We start from the raw sequence: 17,721 nt of genomic DNA on the forward strand, positions 1-17,721 counted from the left end.
GGGTATTGAGTCAGCCAGGCAGTCCCAGGACGGCCTTGGACAGGATGTTTCTTTGGATTTCGTTCGATCCACCATAGATCGTGGTAGGTCTGGCCTTGTAGAAGCTCGACAAAACGTCGACGCTAACATTGCCAACCTGAAGCGGCCCGATGGAGCCGCCATCGGGACCGGCTGCTTCGATCATCAGTTCGGTGATGCGCTGGAAGCATTCAGTCACCCAAATCTTCAGCATGGAGACATCCGCACCCAGCGTCTCGCCACGTTTGAGCTGATCTGCAAAACGGGCATAAAGCGCGGCATGATCTTCCACATCCAGTGCCGCCTGGGCAAAGCGGTCACGGAACACCGGATCGTCAAACGCGCCACGGCCACGGGCAAAGCTTTCAAGCTGTCCCAGAGCGTTCTGGGCCAGACTTGGCGAACCGATGAAAATGCGTTCGAAGCTCAAGAGCGCCTTGGCCATCGTCCAACCCTTGTTCAGCTCGCCCACGAGGTTCTCGCGGGGCGTCCGTGCATTGTCAAAGAAGACCTCGCAAAACTCGGTCTCGCCCGACAGGGTCGTGATGGTGCGTACATCGACTCCAGGCTGATTCATCGGAGCGAGCAGGAAACTGATACCCTGTTGTTTCTTGGGCGCATCGGGATCGGTGCGCACCAGCATGAAAATATGCGTGGCGTCATGCGCCATCGTGGTCCAGATCTTCTGTCCGTTGATGACAAAGTCGTCGCCGTCAATCTCTGCGCGTGTGCGCAGGTTCGCCAGATCGGACCCGGCGCCGGGTTCCGAGTATCCCTGGCACCAGATGTCTTCGCAACTCAGGATACGCGGCAGCCAGTAGTCTTTTTGTTCCTGGGTGCCGAATTTGATGATCAGGGGACCGACCATCTGCACGCCCATGTCGCGACCGCGATTGACGCCCCAGCGCTGCTGCTCTTCATAAAAGATCAGCAGCTTAGCAGCGTTTAGGCCCATACCGCCGAATTCAGCGGGCCAAGCTGGCGCAACCCAGCCCTTGGCGTGCAGCTTGCGGTGCCAATGTTCGATCTCGGCGAACTTCGGGCGGTGCGGCAGATGACGCAGCTCCTCGGGATATTCCGCTTCGAAGAACTGGCGCACTTCTTTGCGGAATTCCACATCGCTAATTGCATTCCAGTCGGTCATTGTGCTGCCCCCTCTGCTTCGCGTGCCTCGAACCAAATCCGCCTGTGATAGGCATCGTCGCCCAACCAGGCCGACAGCACCAGCGCCCGGTTCAGGTAGAGCCCGATATCGAACTCATCCGTGTACCCGACCGCCCCGTGCAACTGGATCGCATCACGGGTAATTCTTTTGGCGGCCGTAACCGCCCGCGCCTTCGCACGGCTGGCAATCGGGGCCCGAACCTTCGGATCGGTTTCGCTGTCCATCTGCGCAAGCGCCTCCCGCACTCCGGCCTGCGCGACCTCGCACATCACGTTGAGTTCGACGGCACGGTGCTGGATGACCTGAAAAGACCCGATCGGCTTGTCGAACTGCTCGCGCGTCTTGATGTAGTCGAGCGTGATCTCGAAGGCACGCTCGCTCAGGCCGACAAGCTCGGCCGCGGCAAGCGCCGTTGCATCGGCGACAGCCTCGGCCAGTGCAGTGGGAACCGCACCGCCGCGGGCCAATTCCACGGCCGGAGTTCCCGAAAACGAAAGCTCGCCCAGAGAGCTGCCATCCGCCTGCGTCCGCTTGTCGATGACAAGCCCCTGCGCGTCTGCCTCGGCCAGAACCAGAACCGGACCATCATCCTGTTCGGCCACGACAAGGAACCCGTGCGAACCGATCGCACCGACGACCCAGGCCTTGCCACCGGTCAGCTTTCCGTCCGCGTATCGGCAGGTCGCATCGGCAGGCGCCCCATCGGGGCCGCGTTCCTGCCAGGCAACCGCCAAGGAAATTTCGCCGCCGATGAGCTGTGCCATCTTCGGATGATCCGGACAAAGGCGGCGCAGAAGGCCAAGACTCAGACCGATTGTCAACACGACCGGTTCCGGTGCAATCACACGGCCGACTTCCTCGGCGATGACACCCCCGGCGGCTAGGCCCATGCCAAGCCCGCCCTGATCTTCGGGCACCGCCACGCCGAAAACACCGGCCTCGGCGAGTTCCCGGACCATCTCCGGATCGAAACCGCTCCCGGCATCACGGAGTTGTCGGGCCCTGTCACTTCCGCCCGCCCGTTCAAACAACGTGCGCGCGCTCTCGCGCAAAAGGCGAAGGTCTTCTTGTTCGCTGGAAAGGATATCAGTTTGTGTCATTTTGTTTTCGCTGGATCATCACGGGGGTGTCGGTCGAAAAAACGACCTCGCCCTCGGGGTTTTTGGCGCTGAGTGTATAGTGCAAAACACCTCTGTCGGGCTTGCTTTTTGACGGTGTGACCGAGTTGACCGTCAGTTCGACATCAAGGGGTTCGTTCGGGCGCACCGGCCGCAGCCAGCGCAAATTGTCAAAGCCCATGCCGCCGATATTGGCAACATTGACCATCATCTCGGTCATGACCGGCTTGAACACCTCAAGCATGGTCTGAAAGCCCGAGGCGATCAGGCTACCATGTATGGCGATTGCATAGTCTTCATCGGTGTGCAGTCGCTGCGGATCCCATTCCTTGGCAAAGGCCTTTATCGAATCCGCGCTCATCGGAGCGCTGCGAAAGCGATAGACTTGGCCCGGCGAGAAGTCTTCCAGATACCTCAAGAGGCACCCTCCTTTGCGAAACCGTCATCGTATCCGCTCGCATCCTTGGATATCCGGATGCGGTTGAATTCTTCCAGCTTCGGATAGGTTTCCTTGAACGCCGCCAGGAACTCACCCATCGGCGCGTCGAAATAGAGACCACGGTCGTTCACATATTCCATGTGCCGGTGATTCTGTTCGTCGAACTCGTGAAAGAGCGCGTCGTTATAGCCGTCGAAGACCAGGGGTTTGACCCCGAATCTTTCACACAGTTCCATGTTGAATGCAGGTGTCACCTTGTAGGCCTCATTCCCCAACCACAGCTGAACATAGCCGTGGTAGATAAAGAGATCGGTCCCCATCAACTCCTGCAACTTGGGTGTATTCAGGTGGTTGCGCACATCCGCGAACCCCAGAGCGGCGGGGATACCCACAGCACGCAAACAAGCCGCCAGAAGAATTGCCTTGGGAACGCAAAACGCCGCTTCCGCCCCAGCGATACGGCTGGCACGGTACGAGTCCTCATCCAGCGCAAAACAATAGGGATCATAGCGAATATCGTCGCGCACCGCTTCGAACAGGCGGATCGCCTTATCTCGATTGGTTGCGTCCACAGGAAGATCACGCAAAGCCGATGTCACGAAACCCTGCACTTCCAAGCTATCGCTTTCCACAAAGCGCGATGGCATGAGATAACGCTCAGCTTCAGTCGGCAGGTCATCGTCAGACTTGTCCATTGGCCCCTCCCTTTTTCTAACAAGTGTTAGATTACCGATTCAAAACCTGCCCGTCAACGGGATTTACTCTGTCTTTGGTTGGTCCACGCCATAACGCGTATTGTCTTCGCCCAGAGTGGCTGCAACTCCGACCGAATTTCCCGAAGAACGGAACTCCGGCGCAATTGGCAGCGGCAAAGCAGGCGCGTCCCGGCCGGAGATTTTTACTGTCCGCCCGAACACGTCACGCGCTTTGAAATGCGGGTCACGCGCCGCCTCGGCGGGCGTCTTCACGACCGAACAGCAGCAATCTGCCGCAGCCAGCAAAGGCTCCCAATGGGTCGAGGGGTGTTCCCTCAGACGACGTGCAACCTCCGCGGCACAGGCATTTGGATCGGACCAGTCATCGCGAAGGGCCACCGGCAAACCAATGACATCGCAGAACGACTGCCAGAACTTTTCTTCCAACGCGCCGACGGCGATCTGACGCCCGTCCGCAGCCGAATAAAGCCGATACCGGGCCAGGCCACCCGTCAGACGGCTGCCACCGCTTTCGATGTTCTGCCCGGCAATCACACCTTCGGCATGTGCCCAATAGGCAAAGGCGAACGCCCCCTCGGCCATTGCGATATCCAGATGCGTTCCCTGCCCGCTTGCCTGCCGCGCTATCAGGGCCAGCAGGATATTCATCACCGCCGGATATGTTCCGCCTCCGATATCGGCGACCAGCCCGAACGGTGTCGTTGGCTGGTCATCCGGTCCGCGACTGAGCGACAGGATACCCGCATCACCGACGTAGTTGAGGTCGTGGCCAGCGGAGCTGGCCTTTGGTCCGGTCTGGCCATAGCCGGTGATCGAACAATAGATGAGACCGGGATTGATCTTTCGCACCGCTTCATAACCAAGCCCCAGCCGGTCCATCACTCCGGGACGGAACTGCTCTACCAGAACATCGGCCTTCTCGATTAAGGGGCGCAGACGTTCCACTGCGCCCCTTGACTTGAGGTCGATGGCCACCGATCGCTTGCCGTGGTTCAACACAGCAAATCCGATGCTCTCTCCGTCGATCTTTGGCTCCGTGTGGCGCGCGTCCTCGCCGACTCCGGGACGCTCGAACTTGATCACTTCGGCGCCGGCCTCAGACAGCATGAGCGTCGCCATCGGACCGGGAAGAAGGGTGCTGAAATCCAGCACCAGGATATCCTTGAGCGGTTGAGCCATCTTCACTGCCTCAGGCGAAGCGCGCCGCGCCGTTGTTCAGAACAACCACGTCGCGTGCCGGAATAGATGCTCGAAACCGGGCCTCGCCGTCCTCTTCCCAGATTTCGAACCGCACGGTTTCGCCGGGATAGACCGGCGCCGAGAACCGAACATCCAGACCGACAAGCCGGGCAGAATCATAGTCAAGCAACGTCTTTAGAATCGCCCGGGCCGCCAGCCCATAGGTCGCCAGACCATGCAGGATCGGGCGGTCGAACCCGACAGAACGGGCAACATCCGGGTCAGCATGAAGCGGATTGAAATCACCGCTGAGACGATAAATAAGGGCTTGGCGCGGCAGGGTATCGATATCACATACATGATCAGGCGCCCGATCAGGCAGCACTGCGGGTGCCGGACCCGCTTGGTTTTCACCGCCGAACCCCCCATCACCGCGACAGAAAGCCGACATCGCCACGCGCGCCAGTTTTTCACCGCTGTCCGCGTCGATAATATCACGGCTTTGGTAAATGACGGCTCCCTTGCCCTCGCCCTTGTCGGCGATGAAGTCGATCTTGCTGCGGCCGACAATCCGGCCAGTTGTCGGCAGCGGCTTGTAGATGTCGAGCCACTGTTCGCCGTGCAGCACTTTCTGCCAGTTTACGCCGGTCTTGGGATCGCGCAGCCAGAAGCCGGGATACCCCAAAATGACCGCCATCGAGGGAACTGCCTTGAGCCCGTCCTCATAGACATAGGCCAGCTCCTTTTTGTCGGTCGGATCCTCGCCGAACCCAAGGCCGAGTGCATACAGGATGGTATCCCGTTCGGTCAGCGTCTGTTCGATTTCCTCAAAGTCCCAGTTCGACAATGCCTCGAAATCCAATGGCATTTACTTTCCTCCCTTAGTTGCCGTCAGAGCGTGTTTTGCGATCCAAGTATCGCCGTGACCTGGCTGGACAGCACACCGCCGTTGCCATGCGCCAGCGCCAGGTCGATATCCTTCAACTGAATGCCCGGCGCGTCGCCACGGATCTGACGAGCAGCCTCGATCACTGTGAAGATGCCGTACATCCCGGGGTGCACGCAGGACAGGCCGCCGCCATTCGTGTTCACCGGCAACACGCCGCCAGGCGCGATGCGTCCGCCCTCGACAAAGGCCCCTCCCTCGCCCTTCGCGCAGAACCCAAGATCTTCGAGAAACAAAATCGTGTTGATGGTGAAGGCATCATAGAGCTCGACCGCCTGGATATCCGCAGGGGTCACTCCGGCCGCCGCAAAGGCGCGCGCGCCCGAGTCGCGGGCCGCGGTCACGGTGAAATCCTTCATCTGGGAAATCTGCCGGTGCGAGCTTGCCGCAGCACTGCCCAGCACATAGACAGGTGCCTTCGGGAAATCCCGGGCGCGGTCCGCGCGGACCATTACGATCGCGCCGCCACCGTCGGTGACAAGACAACAGTCGCGCACGGTCAATGGATCGCCCACCATGCGCGCACCCAACACGTCCTCGCGGGTCAGCGGGCCGCGCTCGAACGCTTCGGGGTTGCGCTGCGCCCAGGCCCGCGCGGCAACGGCCACGTCGGCCAGCTGTTCGCGGGTGGTACCATATTCATGCATGTGCCGCGCCGCCGCCATCGCATAGGCCGAGATCGGATAGCGCGGATTATACGGCGCCTCGTAGGCCGGCGGACGTGAAGCGGTCACCAGTCTGCCCGACGCGGTGCGCTGGTTGGAGCCATAAACAATCAGCGCGACATCACACAGACCGGCGTCCAGCGCCATGGTCGCGGACGTCAGGTAGTTTACGAAGGACGAACCGCCCGACATCGTGCCATCAATGAACCGGGGCTGGATGCCCAGATACTCCGCCGCCATAAGCGCCGGCATGCTGTCTTCCATCATGGTGCAGAACAGCCCGTCGACGTCGGACAGTTTCAGCCCGGCATCGCCAAGCGCCGCAAGCGCGGATTGCGCCATGACATCATAGGCCGTCAGGCCATGGGCCTCTCCGAAACCGGCATGACCGGTTCCCACGATGGCGGATTTTCCCCGAAGTTCAGTGGTCATGGCCTATCCCTCCGACGGTTTGAAAAGCACGGCCGGAACACCCTCGGCCTCGCCCACGAATGCGGTTACAGGCATGTCGATGACGACCTCACCCGGGGCAATGCCCTCGACCCGGCTCATCATCCGGACACCCTCGTCCAGCTCGACGACGCATACGTTGTAGTCGCCGCCCCGTTCGGGCTTTCGGCGCACGACTGTTGTGGTGTGGACCCGTCCCTTGCCGCCAGCCTGCTTCCACGAAATCGCGGTGCCATGACAATGTGGACACAAGACTCGCGGGAAAAAGTGATAGGCCCTGCAGTCGTCGCACTTGGGCAGCAGAATCTCGCCCTCTGCCAGCGCGCGTTGGAAAAGCTGGTCTGGTCCTTTGGCATCCTGCATAGGTGTTCTCCTTCAAGCGACCCAGTCATTGTTTAAGCGTATTGATAATCTTTCTAACAATTGTTAGATTTAGTCAACCTTTCAGGATCAATTGAGAGAAACTCATGCCAGGTTCAGACTTAGCCCCCCTTTCCGGCAAACTCGTCGTTGCGCTGGAACAGGCAGTCGCCGCGCCTTTTTGCTCCTCGCGGCTGGCCGACGCCGGCGCGCGCGTGATCAAGATCGAACGCAAGGGCGCAGGCGATTTCGCCCGCGCCTACGATACCGCCGCCAACGGTGAAAGCGCCTATTTCACATGGCTGAACCGAGGCAAAGAATCGGTCGCCTTGGACATTAAAGCCGACGAAGACCGTGAAATCCTGCTCAGGATGCTGGAAAACGCAGATGTGTTTATTCAGAACCTGCTGCCTGGCGCGCTGGCCAAGCTCGGGCTCGATTCCGCGACTCTGCGAGAGAGCTTCCCGCGTCTCGTGACCTGCGACATCACCGGATATGGCGAAGACGGCCCGATGCGCGACGCCAAGGCCTATGACCTTCTGGTGCAATGCGAGAGCGGTCTGGCATCAGTGACCGGTACACCCGACGGACCAGGACGGGTGGGCGTGTCGGTCTGCGATATCGCCACCGGTATGACAGCCCATGCTGGAATCTGCGAAGCACTTGTCGGGCGTGATCGCACCGGCAAGGGCAGCGGCGTTTCCGTGGCAATGTTTGATGTGATGGCCGACTGGATGTCGGTTCCGCTGCTGTATCACGATCACCTTGGCAAGCCGACACCTCGTGTCGGACTGAACCACACGGTCATCTGCCCGTACGGGGCCTATGAATGCAAGGACGGTCAGCTTGTCGTCATTACCGTTCAGCACAGCGGCGAATGGCAACGGTTCTGTGAACACATACTGGGCGATGCGGCTTTGGCAACCGACCCCCGGTTCCATGACAACACGTCGCGAATTGAAAACAAACCCGCGCTCGAAGTTCTCATCAAGGCCGTGTTCGCCTCGCATGACCGCGCCGAGATGCTGAAGCGGCTTGACGCTGCGGGCATTGCCTCGGGCGCGGTGAACGACGTGGCGACCCTGTCCGGTCACCCCCAGCTTGACCGGTCCGTAATTCGCACGCCTTCCGGTGAAATCAACGTCCCGACCCCCCCGATCCGGCGCAGCCTCGGCGAAACGGCACTGGGCCCCTGCCCGGCCTTCGATGCGCAAGGCAAAGCCCTTCGCGCCGAGTTCGGCCGTCGTTCATAAAAACGGTGGGCAACTAAAAGGGTGGACAACCAAATGACCGCTGAGAACAAACCGGGGCTTCTTCAAGGCGTGAAGATCGTCGATCTGACTTCTGTGGTTTTCGGACCTTTGGCGACGCAGATGCTGGGCGATCTGGGGGCCGATGTGATCAAGGTGGAAGGCCCCGAGGGCGATCTTCTTCGCCAGGTCCAGCCATCGCGCAACAAGCTGATGGGTGCCGCTTTTCTGGGGGCCAACCGTAACAAGCGCAGTGTCGTACTGGACCTAAAAACGCAAACCGGTCGCGATCAGTTGCGCAAACTGCTCATCGATGCCGATGTGATGATTTCGAGCATTCGGCCTGCGGCGCTGGCCAGATTGTCTTTGGATCCCGAAACTCTACGCCAGGAAAACCCGAACCTGATCATGGTATCCGCCACCGGTTTCGGGCAGGACGGGCCCTATGCCGCCAAGCCTGCATTCGACGATTCCGTCCAGTCGGTGTCGGGATTGGCCAGCTTGGCAACCTTGCGCGACCCTGGGGTACCGCCCGCTTATGCCCCGACAATTCTCGCCGACAAGCTTGGCGGGGTCACCGCCGCCTATGCCGTGATGGGTGCCCTGTTCCACCGCGAACGTACTGGAGAGGCCCAGCATGTCGAGGTTCCGATGTTTGAAACGCTGGCCGCCTTCCTGTTGGCCGAACATATGGATGGGGCCACCTTTGAAGAGACTCCGCAGGATTTCGGCTATGCCCGCATGCTGGTTCCGCACCGGCGTCCAGTTCAGACCGCTGATGGCTACATCACCATTCTGCCCTACACCAACGTACAATGGGCACGGTTTTTCAAGGCGGTTGGGCGCAATGACATGATCGACCATGTCTGGGTCACGGACATGGACACCCGTAGCCGCAACATCGGCGCGGTATACGATATGGTGGCGCAGATTGCGCTGACCCGGACCACGAATGACTGGCTTGCCCTGATGGAGCAGGCAGACATACCAGCCATGCCGGTGCGCAACCTGTCAGATTTGCCGAACGATCCCCATCTTGCCGCGACCGGGTTCTTTCAACGGATTGATCACCCGACCGAAGGTGCGATCTGGACGACACGCCCGCCGATACGCTTCTCAGCGACCCCGGCGCGACATGATCATCGCCCGGCCCCGCGACTTGGGGAACACAGCGACGAAATTCTGGGGCCGGGTAGGGAATAGCCCCACCCGGCACCGGACGGATCAAACGTCCATCGAACGTGCGATCAATTCCTTCATGATCTCGTTGGTGCCGCCATAGATCATCTGGACCCGGCTGTCGGCATAAAGACGCGCGATGGGGTATTCCATCATGAAACCGTAACCACCGTGCAGTTGCAGGCATTCATGCATGACCTCGTTCTGCGTCTGGCTGCCCCACCATTTCGCCATCGAAGCCGTGGCCGTATCAAGTTCGCCCGCTTCAAGACGCGCGAGCCCATCATTGACGAAGGAACGTAGCAATTCGGCCTTGGTTTTGCATTCCGCCAGTTTGAAGCGCGTATTCTGGAAGTCCATGATCCGGCTTCCAAATGCCTTGCGGTCCTGAACATATTTGACCGTTTCATCGATCGCAAAATCAATAAAACCGAGCGCGGTAATGCCGATCATCAGCCGCTCCCAAGGCAGCTGCTTCATCAGCTGGTAGAACCCCTGCCCCTCTTCCGGACCAAGCAGGTTCGCCGTAGGCACGCGTACATCTTCGAAGAACAGCTCAGCCGTATCCGAACCTTTCATACCCAGTTTCTTCAGGTTCCGTCCCCGGCGAAAGCCCTCGGCACCCTCGGTTTCCAGAACGATCAACGAAAGGCCCTTGGCGCCGGCGTTGCGGTCGGTCTTTGCCACGATCACAACCAGATCCGCCGCGTGCCCGTTGGTGATGAAGATCTTCGATCCGTTGATCTTGTAGTGGTTGCCATCCTTTTCCGCATAGGTTTGTACGTTCTGGAGGTCAGAGCCCGTTCCAGGCTCGGTCATGGCAATCGCCGCAACGCTGTCGCCGCTGACCAGTTTCGGCAACCACTTTTTCTTCTGTTCCTCACTGCCATATGCGTTGAGATAATGGATTACGATGGACTGGATCCCATAGCCCCAACCCGTATCACCGGTGCGCCCCTGCTCGTAGACGGTAATCGCGTCGAACCCGATGCCGCCACCGAACCCACCATATTCTTCGGCAATCGAGCCACCCATGACACCCTGCTGACCGACTGTTTTCCAGAAGTCGCGGTCAACAATTCCCTGTTCCGTCCATTTTTCAATCTTCGGAGCCATCTCTGCATCGAAAAGCCTGCGTGTACTATCGGCGAACATCTTGTGTTCATCCACTGCCCAGCTAGGGGAGTTCTTAATCAGAGACATGAATTTTTCCTATCGATTCAAGCTTGTGTTGAGCCAAAATCTAACAAGTGTTTTGCTTCTTGACAATGAACCGGAGCCGTTCTGACGAGGCGTCACAAGGCTTAGGACCGCGCGCATCCTGGTCCGTCCGATCCGCTCGCCGCCCATTCGGCTCGTACCAAAAAAGGCCCGCCGGGGGTTCGGCGGGCCTTTGATGCGTTTTGGCGGGTTGGGCCGTGGCCCTTACAGCTTCTCGGTCAGTTCGGGGACGGCCTGGAACAGGTCGGCGACCAGTCCGAAGTCGGCGACCTGGAAGATCGGGGCTTCTTCGTCCTTGTTGATCGCGACGATGATCTTGCTGTCCTTCATCCCGGCCAAGTGCTGGATCGCGCCCGATATGCCGGCGGCGATGTACAGATCCGGTGCCACGACCTTGCCGGTCTGACCCACCTGCCAGTCGTTCGGTGCAAAGCCCGAGTCGACGGCGGCGCGGGATGCGCCAACGGCGGCGCCCAGCTTGTCGGCCAGTTTCTCGATCAGGGCAAAGTTCTCTTCGGAGCCAACGCCGCGCCCGCCGGACACGACCACACCGGCCGAGGTCAGTTCGGGACGATCCGATGCGGCGACCTTGTCTTCGACCCATTCCGACAAGCCGGGGTCGTCCCCGGCGCCGATGCTTTCGACCGAGGCAGACCCGCCTTCGCCAGCGGCATCAAAGGTCGAGGTGCGGAAGGTGATGACCTTTTTCACATCCGACGATTTGACGGTCTGAATCGCGTTCCCGGCATAGATCGGGCGCTCGAACGTGTTGCCATCGACAACGCCGGACACGTCCGACAGGACCATCACGTCCAGCAGCGCGGCAACGCGCGGCATGACGTTCTTGGCGTCCGTGGTGGCCGGGGCGACGATATGTTCATAGTCACCGGCCAGCGATGCGATCAGCGCGGCGGTCGGTTCGGCCAGGCGGTGACCCAGCGATGCGTCTTCGGCGACCAGAACCTTAGCCACACCGTCGATCATGGCGGCGGCGTCGCCTGCGGCAGCAGCAGAGGCGCCCGCGCACAGAACGGTCACATCGCCCAGGGCCTTGGCCGCGGTCACGGCCTTGGCGGTTGCGTCGATTGCCAGTTCACCATTGGTGACTTCTGCGAGAAGAAGAACAGCCATTACACAGCCCCCGCTTCTTTGAGTTTTGCGACCAGCTCGTCCACCGAGCCGACCATGATACCGGCCGCGCGTGCCGCGGGCTCGGAGGTTTTGACGATTTCCAGACGCGGCGTGACATCAACGCCGTAATCATCGGCGGTTTTCTCATCCAGCGGCTTTTTCTTGGCCTTCATGATGTTGGGCAGCGACGCATAGCGCGGCTCGTTCAGGCGCAGGTCCACAGTGACGATCGCGGGCATCTTGACCTTGATGGTCTGCAGGCCGCCGTCAACTTCGCGGGTCACGACGGCACTGTCGCCATCGATGCCCATTTCCGAGGCAAAGGTCGCCTGGCTCCAACCGAGGATCGCCGACAGCATCTGGCCGGTGGCGTTCATGTCGTTGTCAATGGCCTGTTTGCCCGCCAGAACCAGACCGGGCTGCTCTTCCTCGACCACCTTGGCCAGGATTTTCGCGACGGCCAGCGGCTCGATGTCGGTGTGCACATCATCGGCGGCAACCACCAGAATGGCACGATCCGCACCCATGGCCAGCGCAGTGCGCAGGGTTTCCTGCGCCTGTTTGACGCCAATGGAAACCACGACGATTTCTTCGGCCTTGCCGGCCTCTTTCAGGCGAATCGCCTCTTCGACGGCGATTTCGTCGAAAGGGTTCATCGACATCTTAACGTTGGCCAGATCGACACCGCTTCCGTCCGCTTTGACACGAACCTTCACGTTGTAGTCGATCACGCGCTTCACAGGCACGAGTACCTTCATTGGCGTGGTCTCCTTGAGTTTTGCGATAAGGTTTCAACCGAGCTAACGGTCTTTGAATTCTGGAGTTCTTTTTTCCGAAAACGCTTTCATGGCCTCGGGAAAGTCATGCGCGCACAGCAAAACGCTTTGGGCATCGCGCTCGATATCCAGCGCCTCGAGATAGCTGCACTCGGCTGCGGCGCGCATCACACGCTTGGCGGTCTGAACGCCAAACATCGGGTGCGTTGCAATCTCGCGGGCAATTTCCAGCGCCCGTACCTCGACCTGGTTGGCCGGCACGCATTCTTCGACAACGCGCAGGTCCCTGGCGGTGCGCCCGTCGATTTCACGGCCCGTGAGCACAAGCATCCGGGCAACGCCCGCACCGGCGCGCTGCTGAAGCAGCCAGCTTGATCCCGTGTCGGGACAACCGCCGACGCGTGCAAATACTTCGCACAGCCGGGCATCTTCGGCGGCAACGACAATATCCGCCGACAAGGCCAGGCTGAGGCCCGCGCCAAAAGCCACGCCGCATACCGCGGAAATCAGAGGTTTGCGAAACAGATAGGCCGCGCGTCCGCCATCGTGAACCAGGTCCACCATTTCCGACGTCGCCCGCGCGCCTTTGGCGATCTCGGACTGAAACCCGACAAGATCGCCGCCGCTGCTGAAATGATCGCCGCCGGTCATGACAACGACACGGATCGTAGCGTCCCGTTCGGCTTCGCGCAGAAGCGCCACCAGTTCTTCGACGAACCCGATGCTGTAAGGGTTGCGTTTTGTCGGCTGAAGAAACCGCAGGATTCCGACAGGGCCATCCCTGTCCAGGCGAATAAGCTCAGTCATTCAAGTCTCCATCAGGTCCCGGTCCAGACGGGTGCTCGCTTTTCAGCAAAGGCCTTTGGGCCTTCAATCGCGTCGTTGCTGGCGTAAACCACCTCGTGCAGGCGCTTGCCCTCTTTCAGGCCACCGGCACAGCCCAGATCCATGGTTGCGCGAACACTGCCTTTCGCGGCAACAACCGACAGCGGGGCCGCGCTGGCAATGCGTTTGGCAAGGTCGAAGGCCCGTGCGCGGACAGCATCGGGAGTGTCTTCGATATAGTTGGTGAACCCGTATTCGTGCAGGCGCTCGATCGGCATCAAGTCGCCGGTCAGAACTATTTCCATAAGGATGGGCTGCGGCAGCATGGACAATGCTGGCGATGCCCAAGGCGATCCACGACCGATCTTTACTTCGGTGATACCGACCTTGGTCCCCTTGAGACCGACCCGCAGATCGCAATTCAAGGTCAGCATCATGCCGCCCGCCATCAGCGACCCTGTCATCGCCGCGATGATCGGTTTCTTGCAGGCGCGCATGGTCTCGTGAAACGGGTCGCGCATCTTGGTCAGAATATCGACACCCTCGTCGCGTGCGATTTGTGTGGCTTCCTTCAGATCCAGTCCGGCGCTGAAAACGCCGCAATCGGCAGAAGTCAGAATGGCCACACGAACGCTGTCATCCGCCTCGATCTTTTCCCAAGCATCGGTCAGCCCGTTCGTCGCCGCCACGGAAAGCGCGTTTTTACGTTCGGGCCGGTTGATACAGACGGTCGCAATTCCGTCTTCGATCTTCACGTCAATGGGGCTCATGATACCTGCTTCGCTTTCTCGGGACAATCTAACTGCGGAAAGCTTCCCCGCGACATGTCTGCCGCGGGGAAGCTCTGTCTTATTCGACGGTGAACGTCGCGGAGCTGTGCTTGATGACATCCCAAACAACGTCGAGATAGTCGGCGCTCCAGTCGGTCAGCGGAACCCAGGTTTCGCCATTCCACTGTTCGACCCGAGTCTTGCCGCCACCACCGTGGTCTTTGTCGGTCACTGTAACCGGGGCCATGATGCCGTTTCCATCGAAGTCCTCGATCGATTCATAGGCATTCTTCATGCTTTCCGGTGTGATCGGCCAACCGTTTTCAGTAATTGCGATCCGCGCGGCTTCGAAACCGGCCGAGTAGATCGCCATGCCCGTGTTGTAGTACACGTCGCGCACCAGGCTCTCGGGACCGCTGCCCTTGCCATTGGCATAGTAGGTGTCCAGCATCGTCTTGACGATCGGAACTTCCTGGCCACCGGCCACGTTGGTCCCGCGCAGGATGCCTTTCGCCTCTTGTGCGCCAATATTGGCGATATCAACTTCGTTCAGCCAGTTCACCGACAGATAGCGGTCGATCGGGAAACGGTTGCGGCGCATTTCCTTCGAGGCGACCACATGCCCGCCCGCCAGCAGCCAGCTGATCACGTAGTCAGGCTTGTCGCGGCGGATTTTGCTCCATGCGCCGGCCTGATCCGACCCGGGAAGCGGCACGGGATACAGCTCCAGTTCGAACCCTTCCTTTTCGGAAAGCGTTTTCAGGATCTCGATCGGTTCCTGGCCAAAGGGATAATCCAGATAGATGAACCCGATCTTCGCCTTGCTCAAGTCACCGCCCATCTGACCCTTGATGAAGGCAACGTCATTTGCCGCCTGCTGCCAGTACGTCGGACCGACCGGGAAAACCCATTCGAACACTTCGCCGTCCACCGCGTCACCGCGGCCAACAAAGGACTGCATCAACACGTTGCCGTCCTTCATCGCACGCGGCAGAACCGCGTTCGTGACCGGCGTGGACAGAAAATTGAAAAGGAAAACGCCTTCGCGCTTGAGCTGCTCGTAGCATTCCACACCGCGCTGCGGTTCGTTGCCGTGATCGCGAATGATGACTTCAACCGGATGCCCTTCGATACCGCCATTTTCGTTGGTGTACATCGCCAGGTCCTGCGCGGCCTGGGCCACCTGCGGCGAAATGAACGTGTAGGATTTACTGAGGTCGAAGCAGAGTCCGAAGCGGATCGGCTCCTTGTCCTGCGCTGAGGCAACAGTCGCGCTTGCTGCCAGCGCAGTAGCAAGTACCACTGCCTTAATGTGCTGTTTGACTTTCATGTTTTCTCTCTCCCGTTGGTTTGGTTTGGGGCGGTGATACCGCTTTGTAAACGCCGCTGCCGCCCCGCGTAGCGTCGCCCTTCCTGCTACCAGTCTTTCACTGCTCGTATTTCGCGGAACTCTCTTTAACCACACCCCACACAACGTCCGTGTACGCAGAGATCCAGTCGGTTTGCGGCACCCAAGTCTCTCCGTCCCACATTTCGATACGGGTCTTGCCCCCGCCGCCATGATCTTCGGCCGTCACCGTAACGGGGGCCATCAGCCCGTTCGCGTCATAGCCCTCAAGCGACTCCAGTCCGGCCTTGTAGGATGTCGGAGTGATCGGCAGCCCCTCGGCTTCCGCCGCCTTGCGCGCGGCTTCGAACATGATCGAATACATGGCCAGCCCGGTGTTGTAGAAAACGTCCTGCGTCTTCTCGATCGGGCCGGATCCCTCGCCCTTGTCATAAAGCTCGGCCATGATTTCCTGATACAGGGCAATATCCTGACCGCCCACGACATTGGTCCCGCGCTTGATACCTTTGGCGGCCTCTTTACCGATGTTGGCGATATCGACTTCGTTCAGCCAGTTGACCGAGATGTATTTGTCCATCGGAATGCGATTGCGCTTCATCTCTTTCGAGGCAACCACATGGGCACCGCCCAGCATCCAGACGATCACATGATCGGGCTTGTCGCGGCGCACCTTCGACCACACGCCGGCCTGGTCGCTGCCAGGCAGTGGCACGGGGTACAGTTCAAGCTCGAAACCCTCTTTCTCGGACAGGGTTTCCAGGATCTCGATCGGCTCCTGCCCGAAGGGATAATCGAAGTAAACAAACCCGACCTTCACATCTGACAGATCGCCGTCATGCAATTGCTTGATGTAGGCGACATCGTTGGCGGCCTGTCCCCAATAGGTCGGCCCGATCGGATAGACCCAATCGAAGACGGTGCCATCAACGGCATCGCCGCGCCCGACAAGAGACTGCATCAGGATACGCCCGTCTTCCATGGCCCGCGGCAGGATAGCCAGAGACACCGGAGTGGACAGGGTATCGAAAACAAAGACGCCCTCGCGGCTGAGTTTCGAGTAGCACTCGATTCCGCGCTGCGGTTCGTTCCCGTGGTCACGCACGATGACTTCGACCGGTTCGCCACCGATGCCGCCCTTCATGTTGATGAGCTTGGCAAGGTCCATCGCGGCCTGCGAAACCTGCGGCGTGGCAAAGGTATAGGCTTTGCTGAGGTCGTAGCAGATGCCGATCTTGAATGGCTCGGCCAGCGCCTGGGTGCTGAACACTGCTCCTCCGAACATGGATAGTACAGCCAACGCTTTGGTAAATTTCTTCATTTGTTCCTCCCTGAACAACTTCTGATTAGTACCTCAACTCAACCAACGTTTGCGTCGGCTGTAGTGCTTGACGTTGTGAAAGTCGGTCTCTCCGCCGCCTAGATAGAACTCCTGAATGTCGGAGTTAGATTTGAGCGCCTCGGCGGTGCCGTGCATAACAACGCGGCCGTTCTCGATAAGGTACCCTTGCGAAACGATTTCCAGAGCCGCCAGGGCGTTCTGTTCCACCAGCAGGACGGACAGGCCCTCATCCTTATTGATCTTTTGCAAGATGCCGAAGATCTCCTCGACCAGGAACGGAGCAAGCCCGAGACTTGGTTCATCAAGCATCAACAGCTTCGGCTGGGTCACGAGGGCCCGCCCAATGGCAAGCATCTGTTGCTCACCACCCGACAAATAGCCTGCTTGCGAACTTTTGCGTTCGGCAAGCCGCGGAAAATATCCGTAGATCTTGTCCTTTTCCGCATTCAGCGTTGATCGGGACATTCCGCGCGGCGCGGCGGCGGTCAGGTTCTCGTCGGGGGTCAGATGTTCGAAGACCCGCCGCCCTTCGATGACATGACAGATGCCCATCTCGACGCGTTCTTGCGCGAGCGCTTCGGTAATGTCCACTCCCTGGAACGTTATCTCACCTCGGCTGATGCGTCCGCGCTCAGCCTTCAAAAGACCGCTGATCGCTTTCAACGTGGTGCTTTTTCCCGCTCCGTTCGATCCCAAGAGTGCGATCATCTCGCCCTTTGGGACTTGGACCGAAACACCTTTGATCGCCAGTATTACATTGTCGTACAGTACTTCGACGCTGTTCATGGATAGAATGTTCTGGGCTTCAACTTTTTCTTGCATCGGC

The 17,721-nt window shown here is 59.5% G+C and carries 18 protein-coding genes; 2 read left to right on the forward strand and 16 right to left on the reverse strand.

Annotated features, from left to right (window positions below):
• Positions 1-10: 10 nt before the first annotated feature.
• The 8 genes from C4S59_RS16340 to C4S59_RS16375 form a co-directional block, all read right to left on the reverse strand.
• Positions 11-1,162, reverse strand: a complete 1,152-nt coding sequence (locus C4S59_RS16340) for an acyl-CoA dehydrogenase family protein (RefSeq protein ID WP_050685852.1) — start codon at positions 1,160-1,162, stop codon at positions 11-13.
• Positions 1,159-2,283 (reverse strand): acyl-CoA dehydrogenase family protein, encoded by a 1,125-nt coding sequence (locus C4S59_RS16345; RefSeq protein WP_103911556.1) that lies wholly within the window; start codon positions 2,281-2,283, stop codon positions 1,159-1,161. Before C4S59_RS16345 ends, C4S59_RS16340 begins: the two co-directional genes overlap by 4 nt.
• The gene (locus tag C4S59_RS16350; protein WP_103911557.1) at positions 2,270-2,719 is read right to left on the reverse strand and encodes a MaoC family dehydratase; all 450 of its coding nucleotides are present in this window, start codon (positions 2,717-2,719) and stop codon (positions 2,270-2,272) included. Before C4S59_RS16350 ends, C4S59_RS16345 begins: the two co-directional genes overlap by 14 nt.
• Positions 2,716-3,435, reverse strand: a complete 720-nt coding sequence (locus C4S59_RS16355) for a transglutaminase-like domain-containing protein (RefSeq protein WP_103911558.1) — start codon at positions 3,433-3,435, stop codon at positions 2,716-2,718. Before C4S59_RS16355 ends, C4S59_RS16350 begins: the two co-directional genes overlap by 4 nt.
• A gap of 63 nt (positions 3,436-3,498) precedes the next feature.
• Entirely contained in the window at positions 3,499-4,635 is a 1,137-nt protein-coding gene (locus C4S59_RS16360; protein WP_103911559.1) for a CaiB/BaiF CoA transferase family protein, read from the reverse strand.
• Positions 4,636-4,645: 10 nt separating this feature from the next.
• Complete coding sequence (locus C4S59_RS16365; RefSeq protein ID WP_173644469.1) at positions 4,646-5,503, reverse strand: MaoC/PaaZ C-terminal domain-containing protein; 858 nt, start codon at positions 5,501-5,503, stop codon at positions 4,646-4,648.
• A 23-nt stretch (positions 5,504-5,526) separates the two neighbouring features.
• A complete protein-coding gene (locus tag C4S59_RS16370; protein ID WP_057817220.1) occupies positions 5,527-6,678 on the reverse strand; it encodes a thiolase in 1,152 nt (383 codons plus the stop codon).
• Between the two features lie 3 nt (positions 6,679-6,681).
• Positions 6,682-7,059, reverse strand: a complete 378-nt coding sequence (locus tag C4S59_RS16375) for a Zn-ribbon domain-containing OB-fold protein (protein WP_050685841.1) — start codon at positions 7,057-7,059, stop codon at positions 6,682-6,684.
• Positions 7,060-7,163: 104 nt separating this feature from the next.
• Here C4S59_RS16375 and C4S59_RS16380 point away from each other — a divergent pair, with 104 nt between their 5' ends.
• Both C4S59_RS16380 and C4S59_RS16385 read left to right on the forward strand, forming a co-directional pair.
• Complete coding sequence (locus tag C4S59_RS16380; protein ID WP_050685839.1) at positions 7,164-8,309, forward strand: CaiB/BaiF CoA transferase family protein; 1,146 nt, start codon at positions 7,164-7,166, stop codon at positions 8,307-8,309.
• A gap of 33 nt (positions 8,310-8,342) precedes the next feature.
• Entirely contained in the window at positions 8,343-9,509 is a 1,167-nt protein-coding gene (locus tag C4S59_RS16385; protein ID WP_050685936.1) for a CaiB/BaiF CoA transferase family protein, read from the forward strand.
• 21 nt (positions 9,510-9,530) lie between these two features.
• Here C4S59_RS16385 and C4S59_RS16390 read toward each other — a convergent pair whose 3' ends face one another.
• The 8 genes from C4S59_RS16390 to C4S59_RS16425 all read right to left on the reverse strand — a co-directional run bounded on the left by C4S59_RS16390 (position 9,531) and on the right by C4S59_RS16425 (position 17,717).
• Positions 9,531-10,688, reverse strand: coding sequence for an acyl-CoA dehydrogenase family protein (locus C4S59_RS16390; RefSeq protein ID WP_103911560.1), 1,158 nt, complete (start codon positions 10,686-10,688; stop codon positions 9,531-9,533).
• A 222-nt stretch (positions 10,689-10,910) separates the two neighbouring features.
• On the reverse strand, positions 10,911-11,837 hold the full coding sequence (locus tag C4S59_RS16395) for an electron transfer flavoprotein subunit alpha/FixB family protein (protein ID WP_050685836.1): 927 nt from the start codon (positions 11,835-11,837) through the stop codon (positions 10,911-10,913).
• Entirely contained in the window at positions 11,837-12,595 is a 759-nt protein-coding gene (locus tag C4S59_RS16400) for an electron transfer flavoprotein subunit beta/FixA family protein (protein WP_027238724.1), read from the reverse strand. Before C4S59_RS16400 ends, C4S59_RS16395 begins: the two co-directional genes overlap by 1 nt.
• A 42-nt stretch (positions 12,596-12,637) precedes the next feature.
• The gene (locus C4S59_RS16405) at positions 12,638-13,420 is read right to left on the reverse strand and encodes an enoyl-CoA hydratase/isomerase family protein (RefSeq protein ID WP_050685834.1); all 783 of its coding nucleotides are present in this window, start codon (positions 13,418-13,420) and stop codon (positions 12,638-12,640) included.
• 11 nt (positions 13,421-13,431) lie between these two features.
• Entirely contained in the window at positions 13,432-14,208 is a 777-nt protein-coding gene (locus tag C4S59_RS16410; protein WP_027238722.1) for an enoyl-CoA hydratase/isomerase family protein, read from the reverse strand.
• A gap of 79 nt (positions 14,209-14,287) precedes the next feature.
• Complete coding sequence (locus C4S59_RS16415; protein WP_027238721.1) at positions 14,288-15,538, reverse strand: ABC transporter substrate-binding protein; 1,251 nt, start codon at positions 15,536-15,538, stop codon at positions 14,288-14,290.
• Positions 15,539-15,635: 97 nt separating this feature from the next.
• Positions 15,636-16,874, reverse strand: a complete 1,239-nt coding sequence (locus C4S59_RS16420; protein WP_027238720.1) for an ABC transporter substrate-binding protein — start codon at positions 16,872-16,874, stop codon at positions 15,636-15,638.
• A 33-nt stretch (positions 16,875-16,907) separates the two neighbouring features.
• Complete coding sequence (locus tag C4S59_RS16425; RefSeq protein WP_050685932.1) at positions 16,908-17,717, reverse strand: ABC transporter ATP-binding protein; 810 nt, start codon at positions 17,715-17,717, stop codon at positions 16,908-16,910.
• Positions 17,718-17,721 lie beyond the last annotated feature (4 nt).

Source organism: Thalassococcus halodurans (assembly GCF_900108225.1).
Lineage (GTDB): Bacteria > Pseudomonadota > Alphaproteobacteria > Rhodobacterales > Rhodobacteraceae > Thalassococcus > Thalassococcus halodurans.